The 20651-nt window shown below is 58.8% G+C and carries 21 protein-coding genes; 7 read left to right on the top strand and 14 right to left on the bottom strand.

From position 1 onward, the window contains the following. Positions 1-39: 39 nt before the first annotated feature. The 3 genes from creD to FGU71_RS11755 form a co-directional block, all read right to left on the bottom strand. Positions 40-1449: a cell envelope integrity protein CreD gene (gene creD / locus FGU71_RS11765; protein ID WP_142788742.1), complete on the bottom strand. Its 1410-nt coding sequence runs from the start codon at positions 1447-1449 to the stop codon at positions 40-42. Between the two features lie 156 nt (positions 1450-1605). Beyond that, the gene (locus FGU71_RS11760) at positions 1606-3258 is read right to left on the bottom strand and encodes a M56 family metallopeptidase (RefSeq protein ID WP_142788741.1); all 1653 of its coding nucleotides are present in this window, start codon (positions 3256-3258) and stop codon (positions 1606-1608) included. Beyond that, on the bottom strand, positions 3255-3644 hold the full coding sequence (locus tag FGU71_RS11755) for a BlaI/MecI/CopY family transcriptional regulator (RefSeq protein ID WP_267901821.1): 390 nt from the start codon (positions 3642-3644) through the stop codon (positions 3255-3257). Before FGU71_RS11755 ends, FGU71_RS11760 begins: the two co-directional genes overlap by 4 nt. 137 nt (positions 3645-3781) lie before the next feature. Here FGU71_RS11755 and FGU71_RS11750 point away from each other — a divergent pair, with 137 nt between their 5' ends. After that, complete coding sequence (locus FGU71_RS11750; protein ID WP_185960286.1) at positions 3782-5329, top strand: peptidylprolyl isomerase; 1548 nt, start codon at positions 3782-3784, stop codon at positions 5327-5329. A gap of 1 nt (position 5330) precedes the next feature. On the opposite strand, the gene FGU71_RS11745 is transcribed toward FGU71_RS11750, so the two are convergent. The 4 genes from FGU71_RS11745 to sdhC form a co-directional block, all read right to left on the bottom strand. Then, positions 5331-6326, bottom strand: a complete 996-nt coding sequence (locus FGU71_RS11745; protein ID WP_142788739.1) for a C13 family peptidase — start codon at positions 6324-6326, stop codon at positions 5331-5333. 159 nt (positions 6327-6485) lie between these two features. Then, entirely contained in the window at positions 6486-8300 is a 1815-nt protein-coding gene (gene sdhA, locus FGU71_RS11740) for a succinate dehydrogenase flavoprotein subunit (protein WP_142789120.1), read from the bottom strand. 35 nt (positions 8301-8335) lie between these two features. Further along, positions 8336-8722: a succinate dehydrogenase, hydrophobic membrane anchor protein gene (sdhD, locus tag FGU71_RS11735; RefSeq protein ID WP_142788738.1), complete on the bottom strand. Its 387-nt coding sequence runs from the start codon at positions 8720-8722 to the stop codon at positions 8336-8338. A gap of 11 nt (positions 8723-8733) precedes the next feature. Next, a complete protein-coding gene (gene sdhC, locus FGU71_RS11730) occupies positions 8734-9114 on the bottom strand; it encodes a succinate dehydrogenase, cytochrome b556 subunit (protein WP_142788737.1) in 381 nt (126 codons plus the stop codon). A gap of 141 nt (positions 9115-9255) precedes the next feature. On the opposite strand from sdhC, the gene FGU71_RS11725 reads away from it, so the two are divergent. The 5 genes from FGU71_RS11725 to FGU71_RS11705 all read left to right on the top strand — a co-directional run bounded on the left by FGU71_RS11725 (position 9256) and on the right by FGU71_RS11705 (position 13245). Beyond that, on the top strand, positions 9256-9966 hold the full coding sequence (locus FGU71_RS11725; protein ID WP_142788736.1) for an SDR family NAD(P)-dependent oxidoreductase: 711 nt from the start codon (positions 9256-9258) through the stop codon (positions 9964-9966). Positions 9967-10021: 55 nt separating this feature from the next. Next, positions 10022-10858, top strand: coding sequence for a subclass B3 metallo-beta-lactamase (gene bla, locus FGU71_RS11720; RefSeq protein WP_185960285.1), 837 nt, complete (start codon positions 10022-10024; stop codon positions 10856-10858). After that, complete coding sequence (locus tag FGU71_RS11715) at positions 10855-11763, top strand: 50S ribosomal protein L11 methyltransferase (protein WP_142788734.1); 909 nt, start codon at positions 10855-10857, stop codon at positions 11761-11763. The genes bla and FGU71_RS11715 overlap by 4 nt, the downstream gene beginning before the upstream one ends. Continuing rightward, on the top strand, positions 11753-12484 hold the full coding sequence (locus FGU71_RS11710; protein ID WP_234035735.1) for a TIGR02117 family protein: 732 nt from the start codon (positions 11753-11755) through the stop codon (positions 12482-12484). The genes FGU71_RS11715 and FGU71_RS11710 overlap by 11 nt, the downstream gene beginning before the upstream one ends. 89 nt (positions 12485-12573) lie before the next feature. Further along, positions 12574-13245 (top strand): SDR family oxidoreductase, encoded by a 672-nt coding sequence (locus tag FGU71_RS11705; protein WP_142788733.1) that lies wholly within the window; start codon positions 12574-12576, stop codon positions 13243-13245. Here FGU71_RS11705 and FGU71_RS11700 read toward each other — a convergent pair. The 6 genes from FGU71_RS11700 to FGU71_RS11675 form a co-directional block, all read right to left on the bottom strand. Beyond that, positions 13242-13742, bottom strand: coding sequence for a CinA family protein (locus FGU71_RS11700; RefSeq protein ID WP_142788732.1), 501 nt, complete (start codon positions 13740-13742; stop codon positions 13242-13244). The genes FGU71_RS11705 and FGU71_RS11700 overlap by 4 nt on opposite strands. Next, positions 13742-15868, bottom strand: a complete 2127-nt coding sequence (gene ligA / locus FGU71_RS11695; RefSeq protein ID WP_142788731.1) for an NAD-dependent DNA ligase LigA — start codon at positions 15866-15868, stop codon at positions 13742-13744. Before ligA ends, FGU71_RS11700 begins: the two co-directional genes overlap by 1 nt. Next, positions 15865-16365 (bottom strand): hypothetical protein, encoded by a 501-nt coding sequence (locus FGU71_RS11690; RefSeq protein WP_142788730.1) that lies wholly within the window; start codon positions 16363-16365, stop codon positions 15865-15867. Before FGU71_RS11690 ends, ligA begins: the two co-directional genes overlap by 4 nt. After that, positions 16358-16810: a hypothetical protein gene (locus FGU71_RS11685; RefSeq protein WP_142788729.1), complete on the bottom strand. Its 453-nt coding sequence runs from the start codon at positions 16808-16810 to the stop codon at positions 16358-16360. The genes FGU71_RS11690 and FGU71_RS11685 overlap by 8 nt, the downstream gene beginning before the upstream one ends. Continuing rightward, positions 16810-18477 carry a DNA repair protein RecN gene (gene recN, locus FGU71_RS11680; RefSeq protein WP_142788728.1) on the bottom strand — a complete coding sequence of 556 codons (1668 nt, stop codon included), beginning with the start codon at positions 18475-18477 and terminating at the stop codon, positions 16810-16812. The genes FGU71_RS11685 and recN overlap by 1 nt, the downstream gene beginning before the upstream one ends. Positions 18478-18575: 98 nt before the next feature. After that, positions 18576-19370: an outer membrane protein assembly factor BamD gene (locus tag FGU71_RS11675; protein ID WP_142788727.1), complete on the bottom strand. Its 795-nt coding sequence runs from the start codon at positions 19368-19370 to the stop codon at positions 18576-18578. Positions 19371-19573: 203 nt separating this feature from the next. On the opposite strand from FGU71_RS11675, the gene FGU71_RS11670 reads away from it, so the two are divergent. Next, entirely contained in the window at positions 19574-20356 is a 783-nt protein-coding gene (locus FGU71_RS11670; RefSeq protein ID WP_142788726.1) for a hypothetical protein, read from the top strand. On the opposite strand, the gene FGU71_RS11665 is transcribed toward FGU71_RS11670, so the two are convergent. Beyond that, positions 20353-20625: a metal-sensitive transcriptional regulator gene (locus FGU71_RS11665; protein WP_142788725.1), complete on the bottom strand. Its 273-nt coding sequence runs from the start codon at positions 20623-20625 to the stop codon at positions 20353-20355. The genes FGU71_RS11670 and FGU71_RS11665 overlap by 4 nt on opposite strands. Positions 20626-20651: the final 26 nt, after the last annotated feature.

Below are 20651 nucleotides of genomic sequence, written 5' to 3'. Positions count from 1 at the left end.
CACTCCGGCCCATTTCGTTCGTCACTGCAACCCGTGATCCTAAAGCGCTGCCTCATTGGCCGAGGCACCGCGAATCGTCGCATTCGACCATTCGATCGTGCGGGTTGCGTACATCACACCGGCCAGCGCGGCGAACAGCATGACCGATCCGATCACCAGCGACCACGCTTCAAGGTTTAGCAGAACATAAAGCACCGCATACAAACCGATCAGAAGCGCACCGATTACACGGGCCCGCTTCCAGCTGCCCAGGACCGCCGCACTGTAACTTGTCAAAAGCCCGATAATCGCGCCGCTGGCGACAATATAGGCAAAGGCAAAACCGATCAGTTCTGCAAAAGCCAGCAGCATGACGAAAAACAGGATCAGCCCGGCACCCGTCAACAGATATTCCGCAGGAGCCACCCGTGCACCGGCCACAATATCGAACATCAGAAACGCCAGAAACGTAAAGCCGATGAACAGGAACCCGTATTTCAGCGCGCGCTCCACGCGCTTGTACAGGTCAACCGGTTCCATCAGGCGGATCGTGGCGATTTCATTGCCGCTGATGTTCTCTCCTGATGCGGTTTGCGCATAGCGATAATCATCGCCATCTTGCACGATGACCGGATTGGCTGGCGCATTGGTGCTGACAAGCGATTGGCCGAGCGCCAGATTGGAGATAGACCATTTGGCGCTGAAACCTTCAGGCCCGACTTCCTTGTCAGCGTCTCCGGGTAGAAATCCGCCGGAAAAGCTGGGGTGCGGCCATGTTGAACGGACTGCGAAATTTGTTTCCTCCCCGCGCGGGACCATGCTGAATGCGCTGCTGCCTCGAAGGGTGTAGGAGAATTGGAGCATGAATTCGGCGCCTTCGGTCCAATCGAAAAATGCATGGACGCCCGCACCGGTTTGGCTGCTTCCCAGGCCCGGCTTCAGATTGAGCGTTTGATCGCCAACCTTTAGCGCGGCATCGGTTTGCAAGCCGCGCGGATCGGAAATCGGCAATTGCAGAAAAGCCTCGTCTAGCAACAACTGGGTTTGCTGAATGCCAAGCCGGTCAAGATCCGCCGGCATCGCAAAACCCGCCGAACCGGTGATCGCAGCATCATAGACAACAGACTGGTGAATGATCCCGCGTGACCTGATTTCGGGATCAATGTTGGCATCAAGGTTCTGTTTTATCGGAGACAGATACAGCATTTCGCGGACCGTGACGGTGCGAGTGGTGGTTTTGCCGTCGCGTTCCTCTGAAATCTCGCGGGTCGCGGTGTAGGGCACAATCAACATGGGGCCAGATACAGTCTGCGCCCCTGCCCAGCCTTCGGTGATGGACGCCTGCGCGACGCGGGCCTGATGCTGACGATCACTGATCAGCCAATACACCATCAATAATGGCACTATCAAAGCTGCACCGACCAACCCGGTGAACAGCAGTTTTACTCCGGGACTTCGTTCATCGCTCATCGCTCATCCTCCTAAATGTGAGACGAAACGTGCTTTGTAAGCGATGAAATGAATTGTAAATGAACTGCCCAAACAGAGTGCGGCAAGCCACCGAAACGGCCTGCCGCATTCATCGTGTAATCAATCCCGCGCGCGTCTGGCGCAGGGACAATGTGATCAATCCTTGTCCCAGTTTTTGATCTGCTGATCGATTTCGCGGAGCACGTTCTCGCGCATTTCGCCTTGTATCTCGGCGTTGTTGGCGATTGATTTGCGTGCTTCTTTGAGACCCTTTAGCGCCTCGGCCATGACGCGGCTCTGGCACATATACACTGTCCGCGTGCCGTTCTCGCTCACGTCAACGCTTGCGGGGTCGCTGCTGTCGCCGCGGCATTGCATTTTTATGATTGTGCGGCCTTTCTCGCCGTTCTCCTCGTCTATTTCGACAAAGGCGAGTTTGACCTCTTTCATGGCGTTCTTAACGTCAATCTCGACATCCGCGAGATCCGCGCGAAGTTCCGCCAACAAAGCCTCGCGCTCTTCATCGGTCATGCCGTCATCACCGTTCTTGGTGATCCATGTTTGCACCGATTTTTGACCATCGCCCGACTTCTTGTCCTTGCGAATGACGAACACGTTCTCCTCACCCTTTTTGACGACTTCGACATCGACATCGACATCATGATCAGGATGCGCAGCGAGCATTGACGAAACCGACATCGCAGCAGGGGGCGCTGGCGGGGCAGGCGGTGCCGGCGGTGCTGGCGGCGCGAATGAGCCGGCAGACGGGGCCGCAGGCGCTGCGGGAGCCGATGGCGCTGCCGGAGCAGCGGGCGCGGCAGTCTCTGCATAAGAAATCGAAGCGGTAAGCGGCAGCGCAATAATTGCAGCGCCCAACATAAAGCGGCCAGCCATACGGCGGCGGGTTGAAGTCTCGGACATATTCAGGCTCCTCAAACGATGGATAATGGATTTGTCGCCGAGTACGGGGCACGCCATCGGCGCGGCCAGGGCAACATTGGGTCCAGCAGCAAAGCTGGCGATGAGACTGGCGTAGGTCGCGCGGTCTTCGTGCGGTTTCTGGGCCATGACCCGTGCATCACAGGCGGCCTCTTGATCGCAGCGCAGAGCCAGCCAGCCATACCGGCCCAGCGGGTTCCACCAATGCAGCGCGAACAGCGGTTGAACCAGCACGTTCACGAACAAATCGCGGCCTTTGTGGTGGGTCAGCTCATGCGCCAGGGCAAGATCGCGGGCAACCTTGTCAGGCTGGGCCATAAACCCGTCAGGCATCGCGATAACCGGATCGACCACTCCAAAGGCCAGCGGCGCCTGTGTGCCGGGCGTTTCGAGCAGGCGCACTTTGCCGTCACGGCCAACTTCACGCGCATCGGCGAGCAACTGCGTGCGCAGTTCGAAATAGCTCGAAAACCGCCGCCACATAAAGATGGCAGCGCCGATCAGCCACACCGCGCATCCGAATTCAAACCAGGGGACTGCCTCAAGCAAGGATGGCGGGGTAATCGGTGCGATCTGATCGAGCGCTGCCGCTCCGGCTCCAGACGCAGCCTCTGCCACAGTTTCCTGTGCCACAATTCCTGCATCGGCGGTCTGGTTCGGGAGTAGGGATTGGGTATCGCTGGCGGTGGTTCGCGGCGCAAGCCATGCGGGCAACGTGATCGGCGGCATGATCAGACGCAGCATAGGCAATGCCCACAATGCATAAGCCGCCTGAGGACCAAACCAGCGCGCAACCGGACGGCGAATAATCAGGACCAATGCAATCAAGCCAGCGGTCCAGATGAGGGTATCTATCAGCCAATCGATCATTGCTTCAACTCCTTCAAAAGAGTCTCAATCTCGGTAAGATCATCCTCGCTCAAAGCCTCTGATTGGGCGAGATGAGCGACCAGCGATGCGGCCTTGCCCCCGAACAGCCGGTCAACCAGACGCCGCGATTCCCCGCCAACATAATCCGAACGCTGGATCATCGGACTGTACAAAAACCGGCGACCGTCCGGGCGTGTCTCGATGGCCTGTTTCTGAACAAGCCGAGACAACAGCGTCTTGACCGTCGCGAGGCTCCAGCTGCGCTTTTCGCAGACTTCCTCGCACACTTCGGCAGCGGTCAACGTGCCGCGATTCCAGAGCGCCTCCATAACGGCATGCTCGGCCTCGCTAATTCTTTCGGGTAATGGATGGTCTGATCCGGCCAAGATAATCTCCCTTGCGGCATCATCGCTGCGTTACGGTTACATCTGTAGTCATAACGATTACGGCTGTAAACATTAAACCCCGATGAATGGGCGCATCCCCCCTTGTTCTTCGATCAGCAGTCGATAACAAAGGACCAATGACTTTAAATAAGGCTCTATTCGCTGCGCTCGCCTGCGCCGTTGCTCTGCCAGTCAGCGCCCAAGGCGTGCTGCCTCAGACAACACCGATCGCTCTTGATCAATCCAGTGATAACGAAACGATCGTTGGCGACCTTATCTATCGCGGCGGAGTGATTGTTGAACCCGGCGAACAGGAAATCGGCGGAATATCCTCGCTCGAATGGGCGGATGATAAACTGTTTGCGGTGACAGATGACGGGCGCTGGTTGATCATGACGCCTGATGAGCTGGACGGCCGGTTGGTTGATATCATCGACATTCAAAGCGGGCCGCTGCGCAGTACCAAAGGCAAAAGACTGAAAGGCAAGGACGAGGCCGATTCCGAGGCGTTGACCCGCGCAGACGATGGCAGCTGGCTTGTCGCGTTTGAACATGACCACCGGATATGGCGGTATCCCGATCTTGATGGAGACGCGCAGGAAACCGATCTGGCGATCAGCGATCTGGCTTTTGATGCCGCTGATAATAGCGGTATGGAAACCCTGACCCAATCAACCGAAGGTTTGCTGGCATGCGGGGAATGGACCGGCAGCGATATGCCAAATTGCATGCGTGAACGCGGCGGCGGGCTGGTCAGTTTCGAGGTTAGCCCCCCTGCCCCGCTGGATGAAAGGCGCGGCGTGCCCACCGATGCGGACTGCGCCAGCGACGGCACATGTTATATCCTGTTCCGCAGCTATTCACCCGATCAAGGCAACGCAGCCGCAATAATCGCCTTAAGCAGCGCCAACGAGGCGATCCCGCTGGCGATCATGCTGCCCCCACTTACGCTCGACAATTTCGAGGGGCTGACCGTCCGCGAAGAATATGGCCGCACTTTCCTGTATCTCGCATCGGATAACAATTTCTCGGATCGGCAACGCACCCTGGTGATGAAATTCGAAGTGCAATCGGCGCGCAAGGATATCGTGCTGCCCCCGCCCCCTTCGACCGAGATTGACTCAGCGGTTTACGAAACAGTCTTGGTCGTGATTGAAACGACACTGGGAGAGATAACGGTCGCTCTTGAAACAGAGCGGGCACCGATCACGGCCAGCAATTTTCTGCGCTATGCCGATGAAGACCGTTTTGATGGGACCGTATTTTACCGGGCGATGCGGCTGAACCGCGATCCGCGTCCCAACGGCCTGATCCAGGGCGGCACGCAGTGGGATCCAAAGCGAATTTTGGCCGGTATTGCGCACGAACCGACCAGCATTACCGGACTTAGTCATACCAGCGGCGCGCTATCGATGGCGATGGGTGAACCGGGCACGGCCAATGGCGATTTTTCGATCATGCTACAGGATCAGGTTGGATTGGACGCGCAGCCCGATTCCGATGAACCCGTCTGGAAAAACGGATATGCTGTATTTGGCTATGTGACCGAAGGCATGGATGTTGTGACCGCGATCCATTCGGCAAAAGTTGACCCGGATAAAGGCGAAGGCTGGATGAAGGGGCAGATGATTGCAGATCCGGTGACCATCATTGATGTTCGCCGCGTCAGCCCATCTGGCGATTGATTCACTCTCCGACCGAGGGCCGCCCTACAGGATCGGTAGCGGTTTGCGGCATCCGGCTTTCCAATTGCGCCAACCACACTTTTGCACCATCTCCGATTGCAGTTTGCGGCAACGATGCCAGCAGGCGGCGGCTGCTTTCCCATTCGGCGATCTGGCGGCTCGTTTCTTTCGCGGCATCGGCCAGCGACTGTGGTTTGCGCAGCGAACGATTGATCAGCGCATCACCATAAAACGTCCAGTCATTCTCCGGCGCGCATCCAAATGACGTACGCTGCGCGGCGGCGGCGGTGAGAATCGCGGTGTCAGGGCCGGAAAGCTTGGGCAGGAAGATGCCCGAATAACATGCGCTGATGATCAACAAGCGGCGTTTTATCCCGAGCTCTGCAAACACTTTTTGCAGGCGGGTGGGTGAGAAAATACCATATTCATTGTCACCAAAATGATTGACCAGACCCAGCTGCGATCCGTGGCTGGTCGTGTAGACAACCAGAACATCCTCATCACGGTCCATCAATTCGGCCATATGGGCCAGCCCCAGGATCATTGATCGGATCGACCCGCGAGCAAGATCATCACTCTGTCCGTCAGGCCCGGCACGGGTAAGAATGCGGCCCTTACCGCCGTCTGATCCGCCATAGCGCCGCCCCAGAACTTTTGCCGCTTCGCGCGCTTCACGGGCAAAGACCGGATCACTGTCGAGCGCAATGGAGACGATATAGGCATCAACTGTGCCGGGGCGCTGCGGTTCAAGCGCGGCCAAAGCGCGGCTTAACCTGCGGTTTTGTTCCAACATCTGCGTGGCAGGGGTGCCGCGTTCAAGATGCGGCGCCAGATCGAAACTTTCGCGCGCTTTCTCCCTGCCTTTGCCAATCGCAAGATTGGGGAACGGTTCGACATGCTCGGGCGGTTGGTTGGCACCGCCGCCACCATCCTGCGCCAGCAATGGCGGCACAAAGAGGGCTGAAAGTGCGAGGAACGGGGCAGCGCATTTTATCATGCGCGCAAAGCTGCCCCGCTACCTTTCATGCGTCAAGTCAAAGCAAGGTTTGCACCCTGATCGCGACCAAATAAGCTGCGAGCAAAGGAGCCGCGACCATGGGATCGCGCGCACGGGCAAGATCATTTCTCGGCCCGCGCGCGTCACCGATTGCGTGAATTAATACACTCGGGCTTTCGGTTCGATATAGGTTGCGTCTTCGGTCAGCGTGTATTCGTGAACCGGGCGATAATCGATTTTGATATTGCCGTTTTGTCCGCCCCATCCTTCGAACCATGCGACGGTGTGCTTCATCCACTCTTTGTCGTTGCGATCCGGGAAATCCTCGTGCGCGTGGGCGCCGCGGCTTTCCTTGCGGTTCGCAGCGGATGCCATGGTGACATTCGCCTGAGCCATCAGATTGTCGAGCTCCAGCGTCTCGATCAGGTCGCTGTTCCAGATCAGCGACTGGTCGGTCACGTGAATGTCCTCCATCCGCTTGTTCTGCTGGGCCAGCTTCTCGACGCCTTCGTCCATCAGTTTTGAATCGCGGAACACGGCGGCATGCGCCTGCATCGCTTTTTGCATATCAGCGCGGATTGCCGCCGTGGGCGACCCGCCCTGCGCGTAACGGAAGTGGTCCACGCGGCCCAACGCGAAATCTGAGCTGTCACCGGGCAGTTCGGGCTGACTTGCGCCGGCTTTGAGGTTTTCCTTAAGATGCAGTCCGGTTGCCCGGCCAAACACCACCAGATCGATCAGCGAGTTCGAACCAAGGCGGTTTGCACCGTGAACCGACACACAGGCCGCCTCACCAACTGCGTACAGGCCCGGCACAACCGTGTCCGGCCCGTCTTTGCCAAGCGTCACAACCTGACCGTGATAATTACACGGAATTCCGCCCATATTGTAATGCACAGTCGGCGTTACTGGCAGGGCCTGCCGGGTGAGATCGACCCCAGCGAAAATCTTGCCGCTTTCGGTGATACCGGGCAGGCGCTGGGCCAAGACGTCCGGATCGATGTGATCGAGATGCAGGTGGATATGATCGCCTTCGGGCCCGTGTCCGCGCCCTTCGCGCATTTCAAGAGCCATCGAGCGCGATACAACATCGCGCGATGCAAGGTCTTTGGCCGATGGCGCATAGCGTTCCATAAACCGCTCGCCTTCGGAGTTGGTCAGATACCCGCCTTCACCGCGCGCGCCCTCTGTGATGAGAACGCCCGCGCCGTAAATGCCGGTCGGGTGGAATTGCACAAATTCCATGTCCTGCAATGGCAGGCCCGCGCGCAGCACCATGCCGCCGCCATCACCGGTGCAAGTGTGCGCAGAGGTTGCCGTGAAATAGCACCGGCCATAGCCGCCGGTCGCCAGAACCACGGATTGCGCGCGGAACCGGTGGATCGTGCCATCATCCAGACACATCGCCATCACGCCGACGCATTTCTTCTCGCCGCCCGCTTCGGACATAATCAGATCAAGCGCGAAATATTCGATGAAGAAATCCGCATCGTATTTCAGGCTCTGTTGATACAGAGCGTGCAGCATGGCGTGACCGGTACGGTCGGCCGCTGCGCAGGTGCGCTGCACCGGAGGCCCATCACCCATATTCTGCATGTGACCGCCAAAGGGGCGCTGATAGATTGTGCCGTCTTCGTTACGGGAGAACGGGACGCCTGCATGTTCCAGTTCATAAACCGCTTGCGGGGCTTCTCGGGCAAGATATTCAATCGCGTCCTGATCGCCCAGCCAATCGGCGCCCTTCACCGTGTCATACATGTGCCATGACCAGTGATCGGGCGTGTTGTTGCCAAGCGAGGCGGCGATTCCGCCTTGCGCCGCGACTGTGTGCGAACGGGTTGGGAAAACTTTGGAAATGTTGGCGGTGCGAAGCCCGGCCTCTGCCGCGCCCATCGTTGCGCGCAGACCCGATCCGCCCGCGCCCACTACGATCACGTCATACATGTGATCGATAATCTGGTAGGCGCCCTTCAATGAGGCATTGGTAGAACTATCAGCTTTAGTCGGCATCAGGCCTGACCTCCAAGTGCGAGGCTGGCGACGCTGAATATTGCGAAAGCGCCGCCGCCAATAACTGCGATATTGAGCGCGGTAAGACACGCGAATTTTGAACCGGAATTGTGAACGTAATCCTCAATCAAAACCTGCAACCCCATGCGCGCATGGGAAAACAGGCTGATGATCAACAGGATCATGGCCACCGCCGTAATAGGCTGAGAAATCCAGCCCACCATCGAAGCGTGACCGAAATCGCCCATCAGAACGAAACTGACCAAAAGCCAGCTCATCAATACAAGGTTGCTGATCGCGGTGAAGCGATGCGAAAGCCAGTGATGCGCGCCATCATGCGAAGAGCCGAGGCCGCGAACTTTACCGATAGAGGTTCCGTTACCCATGTTCTGTCCCCTCAGCGCAGCAGGATGAGCGCCCAAAAGGCGCAGGTGAGAAGTATAGCAATGATCGGCGAAGCCATGGACCAGAACCGATTGGTGTTCAGTTCGTAACCCGCGCCGATATCCAAAACGAAATGGCGCAGCCCGCTCATCATATGGGTGAAAAATGCCCAGCTCAGCCCGACCATGACCACCCAACCGAGCGGCGATGTCATCACGCCAGAAAATGTCTCATACGCTTCCGGACCACCGGCAATAGCGCCAAGCCACCAGACCAGCACTGCCAGCCCGACAAGCGCCATCCCGTCGCCGGTCGCCCGGTGAAGGATCGAAACCAGCATATGCGGACCCCACCGCCATATCTGGAGGTGCGGAGAAAGCGGTCTTTGGCTCATGATTATCCCGTTCAAACGTGAATTTACGTCTATTTGCTGAGGCACACTTAGCGGTCCTGTCGCGTGGTGCAAGCCGCGAACGCTCGACTTTGCTTGCAAAGTTCTGGACAGACACTTGCAAAGTTTTGGATAGAGGCGCCCATGAGTTTCATTCTAGTCACCGGATCAAGCCGTGGAATCGGCGCTTCTGCAAGAGCTCTGCTCGATCAACGCGGCATTTCCGTCATCGGTCATGCGACTTCGGCCAGCGACGCCGATACAATCGCTGCCGACTTTTCAAATCCCCGCGCAGCCCAATTGCTGTGGGAGGAGGCGCTGGATCGCTCTGGCGGGAATATCACCGCAGTCGTGAACAATGCCGGACTGTTTGAAACCAACCGGCTTGACCGGTCTGACATCGAATGGCTGGACGCATGGGAAGACACCTTGCGGATCAACCTGACCGCAGCGGCGCAGCTCAGCCGGTTTGCGGTTCGTCACTGGCAGACCAAAGGACAGGGCGGCCGGTTGGTCCATGTTGCAAGCCGCGCGGCCTATCGCGGCGATTCGCCTGCGCATTGGCATTATGCAGCGGCCAAAGGCGGCATGATCGCCATGCACAAAACCATCGCCCGCGCCTATGCCAGCCAAGGGATACTCAGCTACGCGATCACTCCGGGCTTTACCGACACCAGCATGGCGGGCGATTATCTGGACAGCCGCGGCGGTGCGGGCCTGCTCGCCGACATCCCGCTTGGGCGCGTGGCACAGCCGGAAGAAATCGCACGGATCATTGCGTTTTGTGCACTGGATGCACCTGCCAGCATGACCGGCGCGGTGATTGATGCCAATGGAGCCAGCTTTGTTCGCTAGAATTCTCAGTCTCGCGGTGCTTTGTGCGGCAATTCCTGCCTCTGCGGGACCTGTCATGATCACCCCTGACGAGCGGCTCGATCATCCGTGGATGATGCAGTGCGGAGAATGGGACGGTTGGAACAAGCCGGGACCGTCGTTCCAGATATTTGACAATACTTACTACGTGGGCACCTGCGGCATTTCGTCAATTCTGATCACCGGCGATGATGGTCACATATTGATCGATACCGGGACTGAGAAAGGCGCTGATCTCGTAAAGGCCAATATCGAACAGCTCGGCTTTAAGCTCGGCGATATCAAAGTGATCCTGCATAGCCACGAACACCACGATCACGTCGGCGGCATGGCCAAGATGAAAGAGTGGACCGGAGCCAAAGTTTTGGCATCCACGTCGGCCCGCAAAGTCTTGGAAACGGGAAATGTCGGCCCCGACGATCCGCAATTTGGCGTCCATCCCGATTTGGCACCTGTTACCGTCGATGAAGAGGTTTGGAGCGGAAAAGACATTGTAGTCGGCAATCTCAAAGTCGAAGCTATCGCGACTCCCGGCCATACTCCCGGAGCGATGAGCTGGACGTGGGCGAGTTGCCACGCCTCTGTCTGCGCCGACATTATGTATGCGGACAGCCTTTCGCCGGTCAGCGCCGATGGATACAAGTTCGGCGATCATCCTGAGTATCTAAACCAGTATAAGTTGGCGCTCGAACGGCTCGCGGCCCGCGATTGCAACCTGCTGATCACCCCTCACCCGTCGGCGAGCAACATGTTCTACCGGATGAAACGGGTGAGAGGGCTTTTGGGCGAAGAGATGTGCACTGGTTACGCGCGAGCCATCGAACGCCGCCTTGACGCGCGGCTTAAGCATGAGACGGAAGAAGCCTCGGAATGAGCACCGCTTGGAAACTCACCGCTTTCGCGCCGAAACGCGTAATTCAGGCCGCTCTGCTCGCGCATGACGAGATTGAAGAATGGGATTTCGATCTGGTGATCTCTGGTCGTGAGATTGACGAGGACCGTCCGCAGGAATGGGTGTTGGAAGGTTGGTATCCCCGCAAACCGGGCAAAACGCAGGTTAACGCTCTGGCCGGATTGTTTGCGACAAAAGCGCCAAAGATCACATCCGAGAAACTGCCTGACGAAGACTGGCTTACGTTAAGCCAGCAAGGCACTCCGCCAATCCGCGCGGGCCGTTTTTATGTTCACACACCCGATTATCCCCCTGCCGATGACGCTGTGAATTTCGCCATTCCCGCAAGCCAGGCTTTTGGCACCGGACAACATGAAACCACCGCCGGCTGCCTTGAAATGCTTGGTGCGATCAAATCGACAGGGGCGCATTTTCGCCGCATCGCCGATATCGGCACCGGCACCGGATTGCTCGGCTTCGCGGGCCTCTCGCTTTGGCCCAATGCGCAGTGCACCGCATCCGATATCGATCCGGTGTGCGCCGGTGTTGTAGAAGACAATGCCGCGATGAACGGGATTGAGATTGGCGCGCAGCGCGGGGCAATGACCATGGTGATTGCCGACGGGATGGATGATCCGCTGCTTCAGGCGCGCGGGCCGTATGACTTGTTAATCGCGAATATTCTGGCCGGGCCTTTGGTTGAACTGGCACCCGATTTCGCCGCCTCGGTCAGTCCCGGTGGCAGCATTGTGCTGGCTGGATTGCTGGCCGGGGATCAGGAACAGGCGGTGCGCCGCGCCTATCGCAAATCGCATTGCAGGCCAGTGGCGCGGATTCAGCGCGGCGATTGGGCCATCCTGTGGTTCCGGCGGCGGCGTGAGCGTTAAGGCTGGCCGAACGAAACGGGCTGCGCAGATTGCCGGTCTGATCCTGATCGGTGGGCCGCTTGTATTCCTGTTATCGGCGTGGATCGGATCAAGCATCCCGCGCAATTCGGACTGGCAGGAAACGGCGGACGGGGTCGAAATATTTGTCGGCACAAACGGCATCCATACCGAAATCGTCATGCCGATCGCGACCGATGTGATCGATTGGCGCGGCAGGTTCCCGATTGGCGATATAACCGCAGCCCAGCGGCCCTATACCCATGTTGCAGTGAGCTGGGGCGAAAAGGAATTTTTCCTTCAGACACCGACCTGGGGCGATCTCTCGCCCGGCGTCGCTCTCAACGCGGTTACCGGCGGCAGCGGGGTTCTGCATATCGCATGGTATGTCCGTCCCGCCCCATCGGACGATTTCCGCCCTTTGCGCATCACCCGCGATCAATATGCCTCGCTCGCTGCGCAAATCACAGCGCAGCTTGCTCCTGAAGACACCGGTCAAAGCTATCCGGGATATTCGCGGAACGATGTGTTTTACGATGCGGTTGGCACCTATCACCTCGGCAATACCTGCAATCAATGGACCAGCGACAGGTTGGCCGCAGCAGGTATCAAAACCGGTTTATGGACCCCGCTACCGGGCGGCGTGATGAAATGGGTGAATGCCCTCCCGCACGCTGCGGCCCTCCCACGCGCCCCGCACGCCCCGGATGCCCCGGATAGATAGCCGCGACAAAGTCTACCGCCTTTTTCTCGGAACACTCGCGCCGGTCACCCTTTGAAAAGTCATAGACACATTTTCAAAGGAACCTATCCATGGCCAAAACTCTATTTATTACAGGCGCGTCAACCGGCATCGGCGCCGCAACCGCAAAAGCCGCCGCAGCCGCGGGCTGGAATGTCGGTCTATGCGCCCGCTCCGCTGACAAGTTGGAAGCACTCGCCAACGACATTGGCGGCACCGCGATTGCACTGCCATGCGACGCGGCCGACCGCGATCAAATCACCGAAGCTCTGCAAAAATGCGCTGACGCTTTTGGCGGGATCGATGCGGTGTTCGCCAATGCCGGAACCGGCGTTTCAAAAGCGGGCGTGGAAAACGGAGATCCTGACGAGTGGGACGCGATGGTGCGGATCAATATCCTCGCCGTACTTTACGCCGCGCACGCCGCAATCCCGCACCTTAAAAAGACCGAAGGGCATTTTGTAATGACCGGCTCCAAAGCTGGGCGCGACACATTCAAGGGATCGGTCTATTCCGCGACCAAGCATTTCGTGCACGGCTTTGGCGAGAATCTGGCGGAGGAAATGCGCGAGTGGGGCGGCCGCGCAACTGTGATCGCGCCGGGGATGGTCGATACGCCGTTCTTCGATGAACCCAAACCGACCAAAATCCAGCCTGAAGATGTCGCCAACGCCGTCGTCTTTGCGCTCACTCAGCCCAAAACCGCGGCGGTGCGCGAAATCTATCTGATGCCCAACGATTAATCCGTTTGCGTCAGAGCCTGTTCAAGCAGGTTGAGCGCATTACGGGTAAAGGCCGCCATATTATCGATCCGGTCATCGCTGGCCGTTTCGATGATAGCGGTGCGCTCCGCATCTGGCCCCGCAACAGCGGCCACACTGATGCCGGATGCGACACCCATGGGATGCTTGCTCGATCCGGCAGAACCGCTTTCCGCGATCCCCCATTGCGCCCCGAACCGGTCACGAATGGCGCGCGCTTGCAGCAGCGCATATTCCTGTGTCGCAGAGCGCATCCCGTCATAGGCATCGCGCGGCAAATCAAACAGCACATCGCGCGCTTTGAACGAATAAACGATCCCGCCGCCAACATAGAATTTAAGCGCGCCGGGAACCGTAAGCAGCGCCGCCCCGATCAAACCGCCGGTTGCCCCGTCAGCCACCGCGATTTTCTCGCCCCGCGCCTTCAGCGCCTCGGCAATACGGGCGGCCTGCGGATGCAGCTCACGTAGCAAATCCATCAGCCCGCCCCGCTATCAACATCTGCGACAATCCTTGCCCAGCCCGCTTCATCGATTGTTTCAATGCCGAGCTCCTGCGCCTTTTTCAGCTTCGATCCCGCGCCCGGTCCCGCGACGAGCAAATCGGTTTTGGCGCTGACCGATCCCGCCGCTTTTGCGCCCAACCGCTCGGCCTGCGCCTTGGCCTCATCGCGGCTCATCGTTTCCAGCTTGCCTGTGAAAACCACCGTTTTGCCCGCAACCGGACTGTCGAGCGTTTCGACCACGTAACGCGGCGGATTCACCTGTTCGAGCAAATCGTCCCACACTTTCACATTGTGCGGTTCGTGGAAAAAATCGGCGAGCGAATGTGCAACTGTCACGCCGAACTGGTCGGTGACGCCAAAAATATCCTTCGCCGCCTGATCCATACGCGCTTTGAAAGGAGACGCTTTCTCCTCCTCACCCTGCGGATTGGTACTGCGGTATTCAGCGAATGTCTGTGACGCCGTTTTGATGGCCGAAATATCGCTGAGCGATTTCATCAAATCACGCGCCGTCACCTCGCCCACATGCCGGATGCCAAGGCCGAACAGCAGCCGCGCTGCATCGGGTTCGCGCTTGCTATCCACAGCCGCCAACAGGTTATCGACAGACTTATCCTGCCAACCTTCGAGGGCGAGAATATCCTCGCGCCGCGTATGCAAACGGAAGATATCAGCGGGACTTTCGAGCCATCCCAGCGCAAAGAATTGCGCGATGGTTTTTGACCCGAACCCGTCAATATCCAGCGCCTTGCGGCTGACAAAATGTTCAAGCCTTTGAGTGCGCTGTGCAGGACAGATAAGACCGCCTGTGCAGCGCACATCCACCTCGCCTTCCTCCGCCACGGCCTCGCTACCGCATTCGGGGCACTTGTCCGGGAAATGGTAGGGATCGCGCCGCTCGCCGCGCGTCAGGTTTTCGACCACTTGCGGGATAACATCGCCTGCGCGCTGGATCACGATCCGGTCGCCCGGCCTCACCCCAAGCCGATTAATCTCGTCGCGATTGTGCAGCGTCACATTGGTAACGGTCACACCGCCGACAAGCACGGGTGCAAGCCTGCCCACCGGCGTCAGTTTACCCGTCCGGCCCACCTGAATATCGATCGCCTCTAGCGTGGTCTGCGCGCGCTCGGCCGGGAATTTATGCGCCAATGCCCAGCGCGGCGCCTTCGCCACAAAGCCCAACCGTTTTTGATAGTCGAGCCGGTCCACCTTGTAGACGACGCCATCAATATCATAGCCAAGATCGGGCCGCTGCCGCCCGATTTCATTATAATGCGCGATCATCGCATCGACGGTATCGGTGACGATAAGAAACGGCGAAAGCGGGAAGCCCCAGCTTTCGATCATGCGCATCATTTCATGCTGGCTCTCGCACGGCACATCGGAGGCCGCGCCCCAGCCATAGGCCCAGAATTTGAGCGGGCGTTTCGCCGTGACACCCGCATCTTTCTGACGCAGCGAACCGGCGGCGGCATTGCGCGGATTGGCGAACAGTTTTCCGCCCGCCTCCTGCTGAGCCGCGTTGATCGCGTCAAAGTCGGCTTTGGCCATATAGACCTCGCCGCGAACTTCGAACACGTCCGGCACACCGGCGGGCAATTCCTGCGGAATGTCGGCGATATGGCGAACATTGGGCGTCACGTCTTCGCCAACCTGCCCATCCCCGCGCGTCGCGGCGCGCACCAGCTTGCCGTGCTCATAGCGCAGCGAGCAAGACAGACCGTCAATCTTGTCCTCAGCGGTGATCGCAACCGGAGCATCCTCGGGAAGCGAAAGGAACCGGCGGATGCGCTGCGTCCACTCCTCTACCTCCGCGCGGTTAAACGCATTGTCGAGGCTCATCATGCGCTGCTCATGCGTCACTTTGGACAGCGGCGAAGCGGCGATTTCATGCCCGACCTTTTGCGAAGGGCTGTCAGGCCGGATCAGATGCGGAAACGCCTCTTCCAACTCGGCATTCCGGCGGACCAGCGCATCGTATTCCTGATCGGTGATCTCGGGATTGTCCTGCGCATGGTACAGCTTGTCATGCTTCGCGATTTGGCGAGCAAGACGCATCAGCTCATTGGCGGCTTCGGCTTCGGAGATTTTGGTCATCGTTTATCTTCTAACAAACGTACAGACCATTGATCCCGCTCCTTGTACGCCGAGATCGCAATGCCGCGCTCTATCGTATCGCCGAAACTGATATCTGTGTTCGCGGTGCAAACCCGCTCTGCGCAGCGGATCGTGCTGAGGCCGATCAGCACGGACATGGTGCCCCGGCTCCGATAAGGCGAGCACGCCAAGCGCCCTTTGAGCGGGATGCCTGTGTCCGCGACCCGTTCAAAGAACGCTTCGGTCGGCTGTCCATAAGAATAGCCGAGGCAAGCAAATTTCAGCTCATCTCCGAACCGTGCTTTCATCCGCTCGATTTCATGACGAAACAGGGCTTCGACCGCGAACGGATCAGCTTTCTCAAGCGGCCATTCGCCAAATTCGATCACAGCCGCGCCGGGTATCGTGACGGGCAGTGGCCTAACGTCTTTGGATGGCTGTGCATTCACCGCTGCGGCGAGCGCTAATGAACCGAGCAAGCCGATCATCTCACTCACCCTCGGGCAAACTGTCCGTCTGCACCCCTGCCTCTGGCGTTATCTCTGGGCCTTCGAGTTCGATCTGGGCACCGGATGTTTCTTCGATCAATTGCTCCAGCTGCGTTTCAAATTCGTCTGGGGTAATCGTGCCATCGCTCAATTGCTGGCGAAGCTCCTGAATGCGCGGAAGAGCGCCCATGACATTTTCTGACCCGGACACCACCTGATTCAATTCGGTCAGCAATTCCAGCTGAAAACTCTCTTCACTGACCGCCGATGACGCCCATATCGCAAGCCCAAGCGGCGCCAGCAGCCCAATCCCGAACGATACAAAAAACAGCCGCCTGAAACTCATTTCGGTGACAAGGCCCAGCAGCACCATGCTGGCAAAAGCAAGCGCGGTGACCGAGCCCAGCAGCGTCAGTAAAACAGTGATTAGTAGCAATCCGCCCAGAATTTCCATCAAACGCCCTCCAGCAGCCGGTCCGCCTGCGCCCTTGCCTCTGGCGTTACTTCCGCGCCGGACAGCATCCGCGCGATTTCTTCCTGACGCCCGCTTTCATCGAGCAGCACCACACTTGTTTTGGTAACGGTGCCGCTGGAGGCTTTGGCGATCATGTAATGCTGACTGCCGCGCGCTGCGACCTGCGGGCTGTGGGTGACGGCCAGCAATTGGCCCTCTCGCGCTGCGAGCCGGGCAAGACGTTCACCAATGGCCGAAGCCACCGCCCCGCCTACGCCGCGGTCAATCTCGTCAAAGATGATCGTCGCCGCGCCGCCTTTTTCCGCCAGCGCCACTTTCAGCGCGAGGATAAAGCGCGACAGCTCGCCCCCAGATGCGATCTTGGCCAGCGGCGCAAAATCCGCGCCGGGATTGGTCGCGATCAAGAACTCGCAGGCATCCATGCCATGCGCGCCCCATTTTTCCTCTGGCAGCGCACCGATCGAGGTTAAGAACCGCGCAGCATCGAGTTTCAGCGGTGCCAGTTCAGCGGCAACAGCTTTGTCGAGTTTTTTGGAAGCTTTGATCCGTGCATCTTGCGCTTTTTCTGCCGCTTTAACATAGGCTTCGCGCGTTTCCTTCGCAGCGACCTCTAATGCATCGAGCTGCGCCTCTCCGCCTTCGATCGCATCGAGCTGTGCGCGCATTTCGCGCATCAGATCGGGCAGGTGATCCACATCACAGCGGTGTTTGCGTGCCAAAGCGCGCAGTTCAAACAACCGCGTTTCCGCTTCATCCAGCGCGGCGGGATCATGCACCAGAGTTTGCGCGGCAGTTTCCAGCTTATCCTCGGCCTCGCCCGCTTCGATCACCGCGCGGTCCAATGCGGCCAATGCTTCGGTCAATAGCGGGTGCTGCTCTGCAATCCGGTCAAGCTTACGCGCGGCCACACGGAGCGAGGCAAGCGGCGAATCCGAACCCTCCCAGATGTGCCTCAAATCTTCGAGCTCACCGGAGAGTTTCTCGGCCTTCTGCATATCGGATCGCGCCCCTGCGAGGCGCACTTCCTCACCCGCCTGCGGTTCAAGCTGCGTCAATTCGGCAAGATGCGCGATCAACAGGTCTTGATCAGCCTTCGCCTGTTCCACTTGATCACGCGCTTCGGCCAATTGCGCCTCGGCCTTTGCCCAGCTGCGCCATCCGCGCTCAAGCCCTGCAAGGTCAGTGCCGGCATATCTGTCCAGCAAGGCCCGGTGCCCGCGCGGATTGACCAGCCCGCGATCGTCATGCTGTCCGTGCAGTTCGACCAGAGCGGGTGCAAGTTCGCGCAGCAAGGCAACGCTGGCGGGTTGATCGTTGATAAACGCCTTCGACCCGCCATCGGCCTTAACCTGACGGCGGATCATCAATGGCTCACCGGGTTCGATTTCCAGATCGGCTTCGTCAAGCGCGGCCACGATCAGATCGGGCAGAGCCGCAAATTCAAAACTGGCCGTGACGCTCGCCTTCGGCTCGCCTGCGCGCACCAGAGCTGTCTCCGCCCGGTCACCGAGCACCAGCCCCAGCGCATCGAGCAGAATCGACTTACCCGCCCCCGTCTCACCGGTAAGCACACCGAGCCCACGGGTAAAATCGAGGTCCAGCGCCTCGATCAAAACGATATTTCGGATGGATAGCCGGGTCAGCATTGCAGCAATGCCTTAACTCAAGTGTCCCGCCTCGTCACGCGCGACTGATCAGGATGCCCACAGCCCAAGCACGCCCGTGAAACGCGCCAGCGAAACAATTATCCGCCAATTGCGGCGGGCGCTTTGTCCTGCACCAGCTTATACGCCTTTTCGTACCATTCATCGCCCGGATAGTTCGCGCCCAGAACTGCGGCATATTTCACCGCTTCATCGGGCAATCCCAGCGCCAGGCTGCTTTCGGTCAGGCGGTATAGCGCCTCAGGCGTGTGGCTGGTGGTGTCAAACCGCTCCACCACATTGCGGAACCGCGCGGCCGATGCCAGCCACTGGCCCGAACGCTGGTAAAACCGCCCGATCTCCATTTCCTTACCCGCAAGGTGATCCTCCACCAGATCGAGCTTCAAGCGCGCATCGGCGGCATATTCGGTCTGCGGGAACCGGCGGTTCACCTCGCGCAAGGCCGACTTGGCTTGCTCGGTAATTTTCTGATCCCGGTTCACATCACTAATCTGCTCGTAATAACTGAGCGCAATCAGATAATACGCATAGGGCGCATCCTTGTTACCCGGATGGATCGACAGGAACCGCTGCGAATTGCGGATCGATTTGTTGTAATCGCGGGCGATGTAATAACTGAACGCGCTCATCAGCTGGGCCCGGCGCGCCCACGGCGAATACGGGTGCTGACGCTCCACCTCGTCAAACAGCGCCGCCGCGAACAAGGTGTTGCCCCGATCAAGCCGCCGCTGAGCCTCGGCATACAGCGTTTCGACATCGCGCGCGACATAGGCGACGTCCTCATCCGCGGAGCCCCCCGCACAGCCGGCAGTGGTCACAAGTGTCGCCCCGACAAGGGCAGCGCGAAGCAGCGAAGTGCGAAGATTGGTCAACATGGAAAGCCGTATAACCGCGCCGCTCCTGAACGCCAAGTGAAGTTAATCGTGTTATTCCCGCCTCAAGCACGCTCGAGCGCACATGGCCGGGCGGGCTGAGCCCGGCTTTGGCGCCCCCGCAGACGTTGCAGGCTCTGCCGATGTTCCAGACGTTGCCGCGTTCCGAGTTTCCTACTCTGCGATTTTGTGCCCTATACTGTGCGATGCCGAAAACCCCCGCGCCTGATACCGCTCAGATCCCCGATTTCACCCCCGTACCGCGCAAACGCATGCGGCGCGGCGGGTGGAGCGCAGAGCGCCAGCGGGCCTTTATCGAAGCCCTCGCCGAAACGGGCAGCGTGCGCGCCGCCTGCCGCCGCCTTGGCGTGGGCGAACACCACATCTACACCCTGCGCCGCCATCCAGAGGCGGAGAGCTTTCGCAAAGCATGGGAGGCCGCGCTCGATATCGGTATCGCCCGAATCGAGGATGTCGCGATGGACCGCGCGTTGAACGGGGTGGAGGAACCGGTCTATCACCGCGGAGAGATCGTCGGCACACGCCGCGTCTATAATGACAGGCTATTGATGTTCCTGCTTAAATCCCGCGCGCCGGACCGCTTTGGCGAAACGCGCCCATCGGGCAAACCTGATGCGATCCGCGCAATGACAGACAAACGCACGCTCAAACGCATGACCAAGAAACTGCGCCCCAAAATCCGCGCCGAATTGCTGGCTCAGGAACAGGCGGCAATCACAGCCGAGGCCCGCGCAAGCGCCCCCACCCCCGAACAAATCCGTGCCAGCATCGACACCAAAATAGAAGGCTTCCGCCGCGCCGCCGAATATCGCCGCAAACAGGAATGGGAAACCCTGTCCGAGGAAACCCGCGATGCGTGGGCACGTTACGAAGCGCTAAAAAAGCGCGATTTGGAGCGGATTGCGGACGAGGACGAAGCACAGCGAAAGTTGCTGGAGGGGCCAAACCAGCAGAGTAACTCTGCCTAACGCCGTGTTCTCTCGACTAATTCGATCAGCTCCCCGAATTTTTCGCGCTGCGTCTCCTCATCACCGCTCGCAATAGCATCGGCAACGCAGCAAGCAGCGTGGTCTTTCAACACCTGCGTCTCAACTTTTTGCAGAGCGGATCTGATCGCCTGTATCTGGTGCAATATGTCTATGCAGTAGCGATCATCTTCGATCATCTGCGCAACACCGCGCACCTGCCCTGCTATTCGGTTCAGCCGACTGACCTTGGCACTGATCTTGTCACTCATGCTCGTCTTCCACGTTGAAATACCCT

Origin of the sequence: Erythrobacter insulae (assembly GCF_007004095.1) — a bacterium.
Lineage (GTDB): Bacteria > Pseudomonadota > Alphaproteobacteria > Sphingomonadales > Sphingomonadaceae > Erythrobacter > Erythrobacter insulae.
Note: the sequence above shows the minus strand (reverse complement) of the source record. Positions and strands in the feature narration are given on the sequence as shown.

Coding starts and splice junctions, on each gene's coding strand:
- sdhC (WP_142788737.1), bottom strand. CDS start 9,114: ATGAGCCAAAGACCGCTTTCTCCGCACCTCCAGATATGGCGGTGGGGT.
- sdhD (WP_142788738.1), bottom strand. CDS start 8,722: ATGGGTAACGGAACCTCTATCGGTAAAGTTCGCGGCCTCGGCTCTTCG.
- FGU71_RS11760 (WP_142788741.1), bottom strand. CDS start 3,258: ATGATCGATTGGCTGATAGATACCCTCATCTGGACCGCTGGCTTGATT.
- FGU71_RS11750 (WP_185960286.1), top strand. CDS start 3,782: ATGACTTTAAATAAGGCTCTATTCGCTGCGCTCGCCTGCGCCGTTGCT.
- FGU71_RS11700 (WP_142788732.1), bottom strand. CDS start 13,742: ATGGATTTGCTACGTGAGCTGCATCCGCAGGCCGCCCGTATTGCCGAG.
- FGU71_RS11745 (WP_142788739.1), bottom strand. CDS start 6,326: ATGATAAAATGCGCTGCCCCGTTCCTCGCACTTTCAGCCCTCTTTGTG.
- ligA (WP_142788731.1), bottom strand. CDS start 15,868: ATGACCAAAATCTCCGAAGCCGAAGCCGCCAATGAGCTGATGCGTCTT.
- bla (WP_185960285.1), top strand. CDS start 10,022: ATGATCACCCCTGACGAGCGGCTCGATCATCCGTGGATGATGCAGTGC.
- FGU71_RS11665 (WP_142788725.1), bottom strand. CDS start 20,625: ATGAGTGACAAGATCAGTGCCAAGGTCAGTCGGCTGAACCGAATAGCA.
- FGU71_RS11675 (WP_142788727.1), bottom strand. CDS start 19,370: ATGTTGACCAATCTTCGCACTTCGCTGCTTCGCGCTGCCCTTGTCGGG.
- creD (WP_142788742.1), bottom strand. CDS start 1,449: ATGAGCGATGAACGAAGTCCCGGAGTAAAACTGCTGTTCACCGGGTTG.
- recN (WP_142788728.1), bottom strand. CDS start 18,477: ATGCTGACCCGGCTATCCATCCGAAATATCGTTTTGATCGAGGCGCTG.
- FGU71_RS11685 (WP_142788729.1), bottom strand. CDS start 16,810: ATGGAAATTCTGGGCGGATTGCTACTAATCACTGTTTTACTGACGCTG.
- FGU71_RS11670 (WP_142788726.1), top strand. CDS start 19,574: ATGCCGAAAACCCCCGCGCCTGATACCGCTCAGATCCCCGATTTCACC.
- FGU71_RS11715 (WP_142788734.1), top strand. CDS start 10,855: ATGAGCACCGCTTGGAAACTCACCGCTTTCGCGCCGAAACGCGTAATT.
- FGU71_RS11725 (WP_142788736.1), top strand. CDS start 9,256: ATGAGTTTCATTCTAGTCACCGGATCAAGCCGTGGAATCGGCGCTTCT.
- FGU71_RS11705 (WP_142788733.1), top strand. CDS start 12,574: ATGGCCAAAACTCTATTTATTACAGGCGCGTCAACCGGCATCGGCGCC.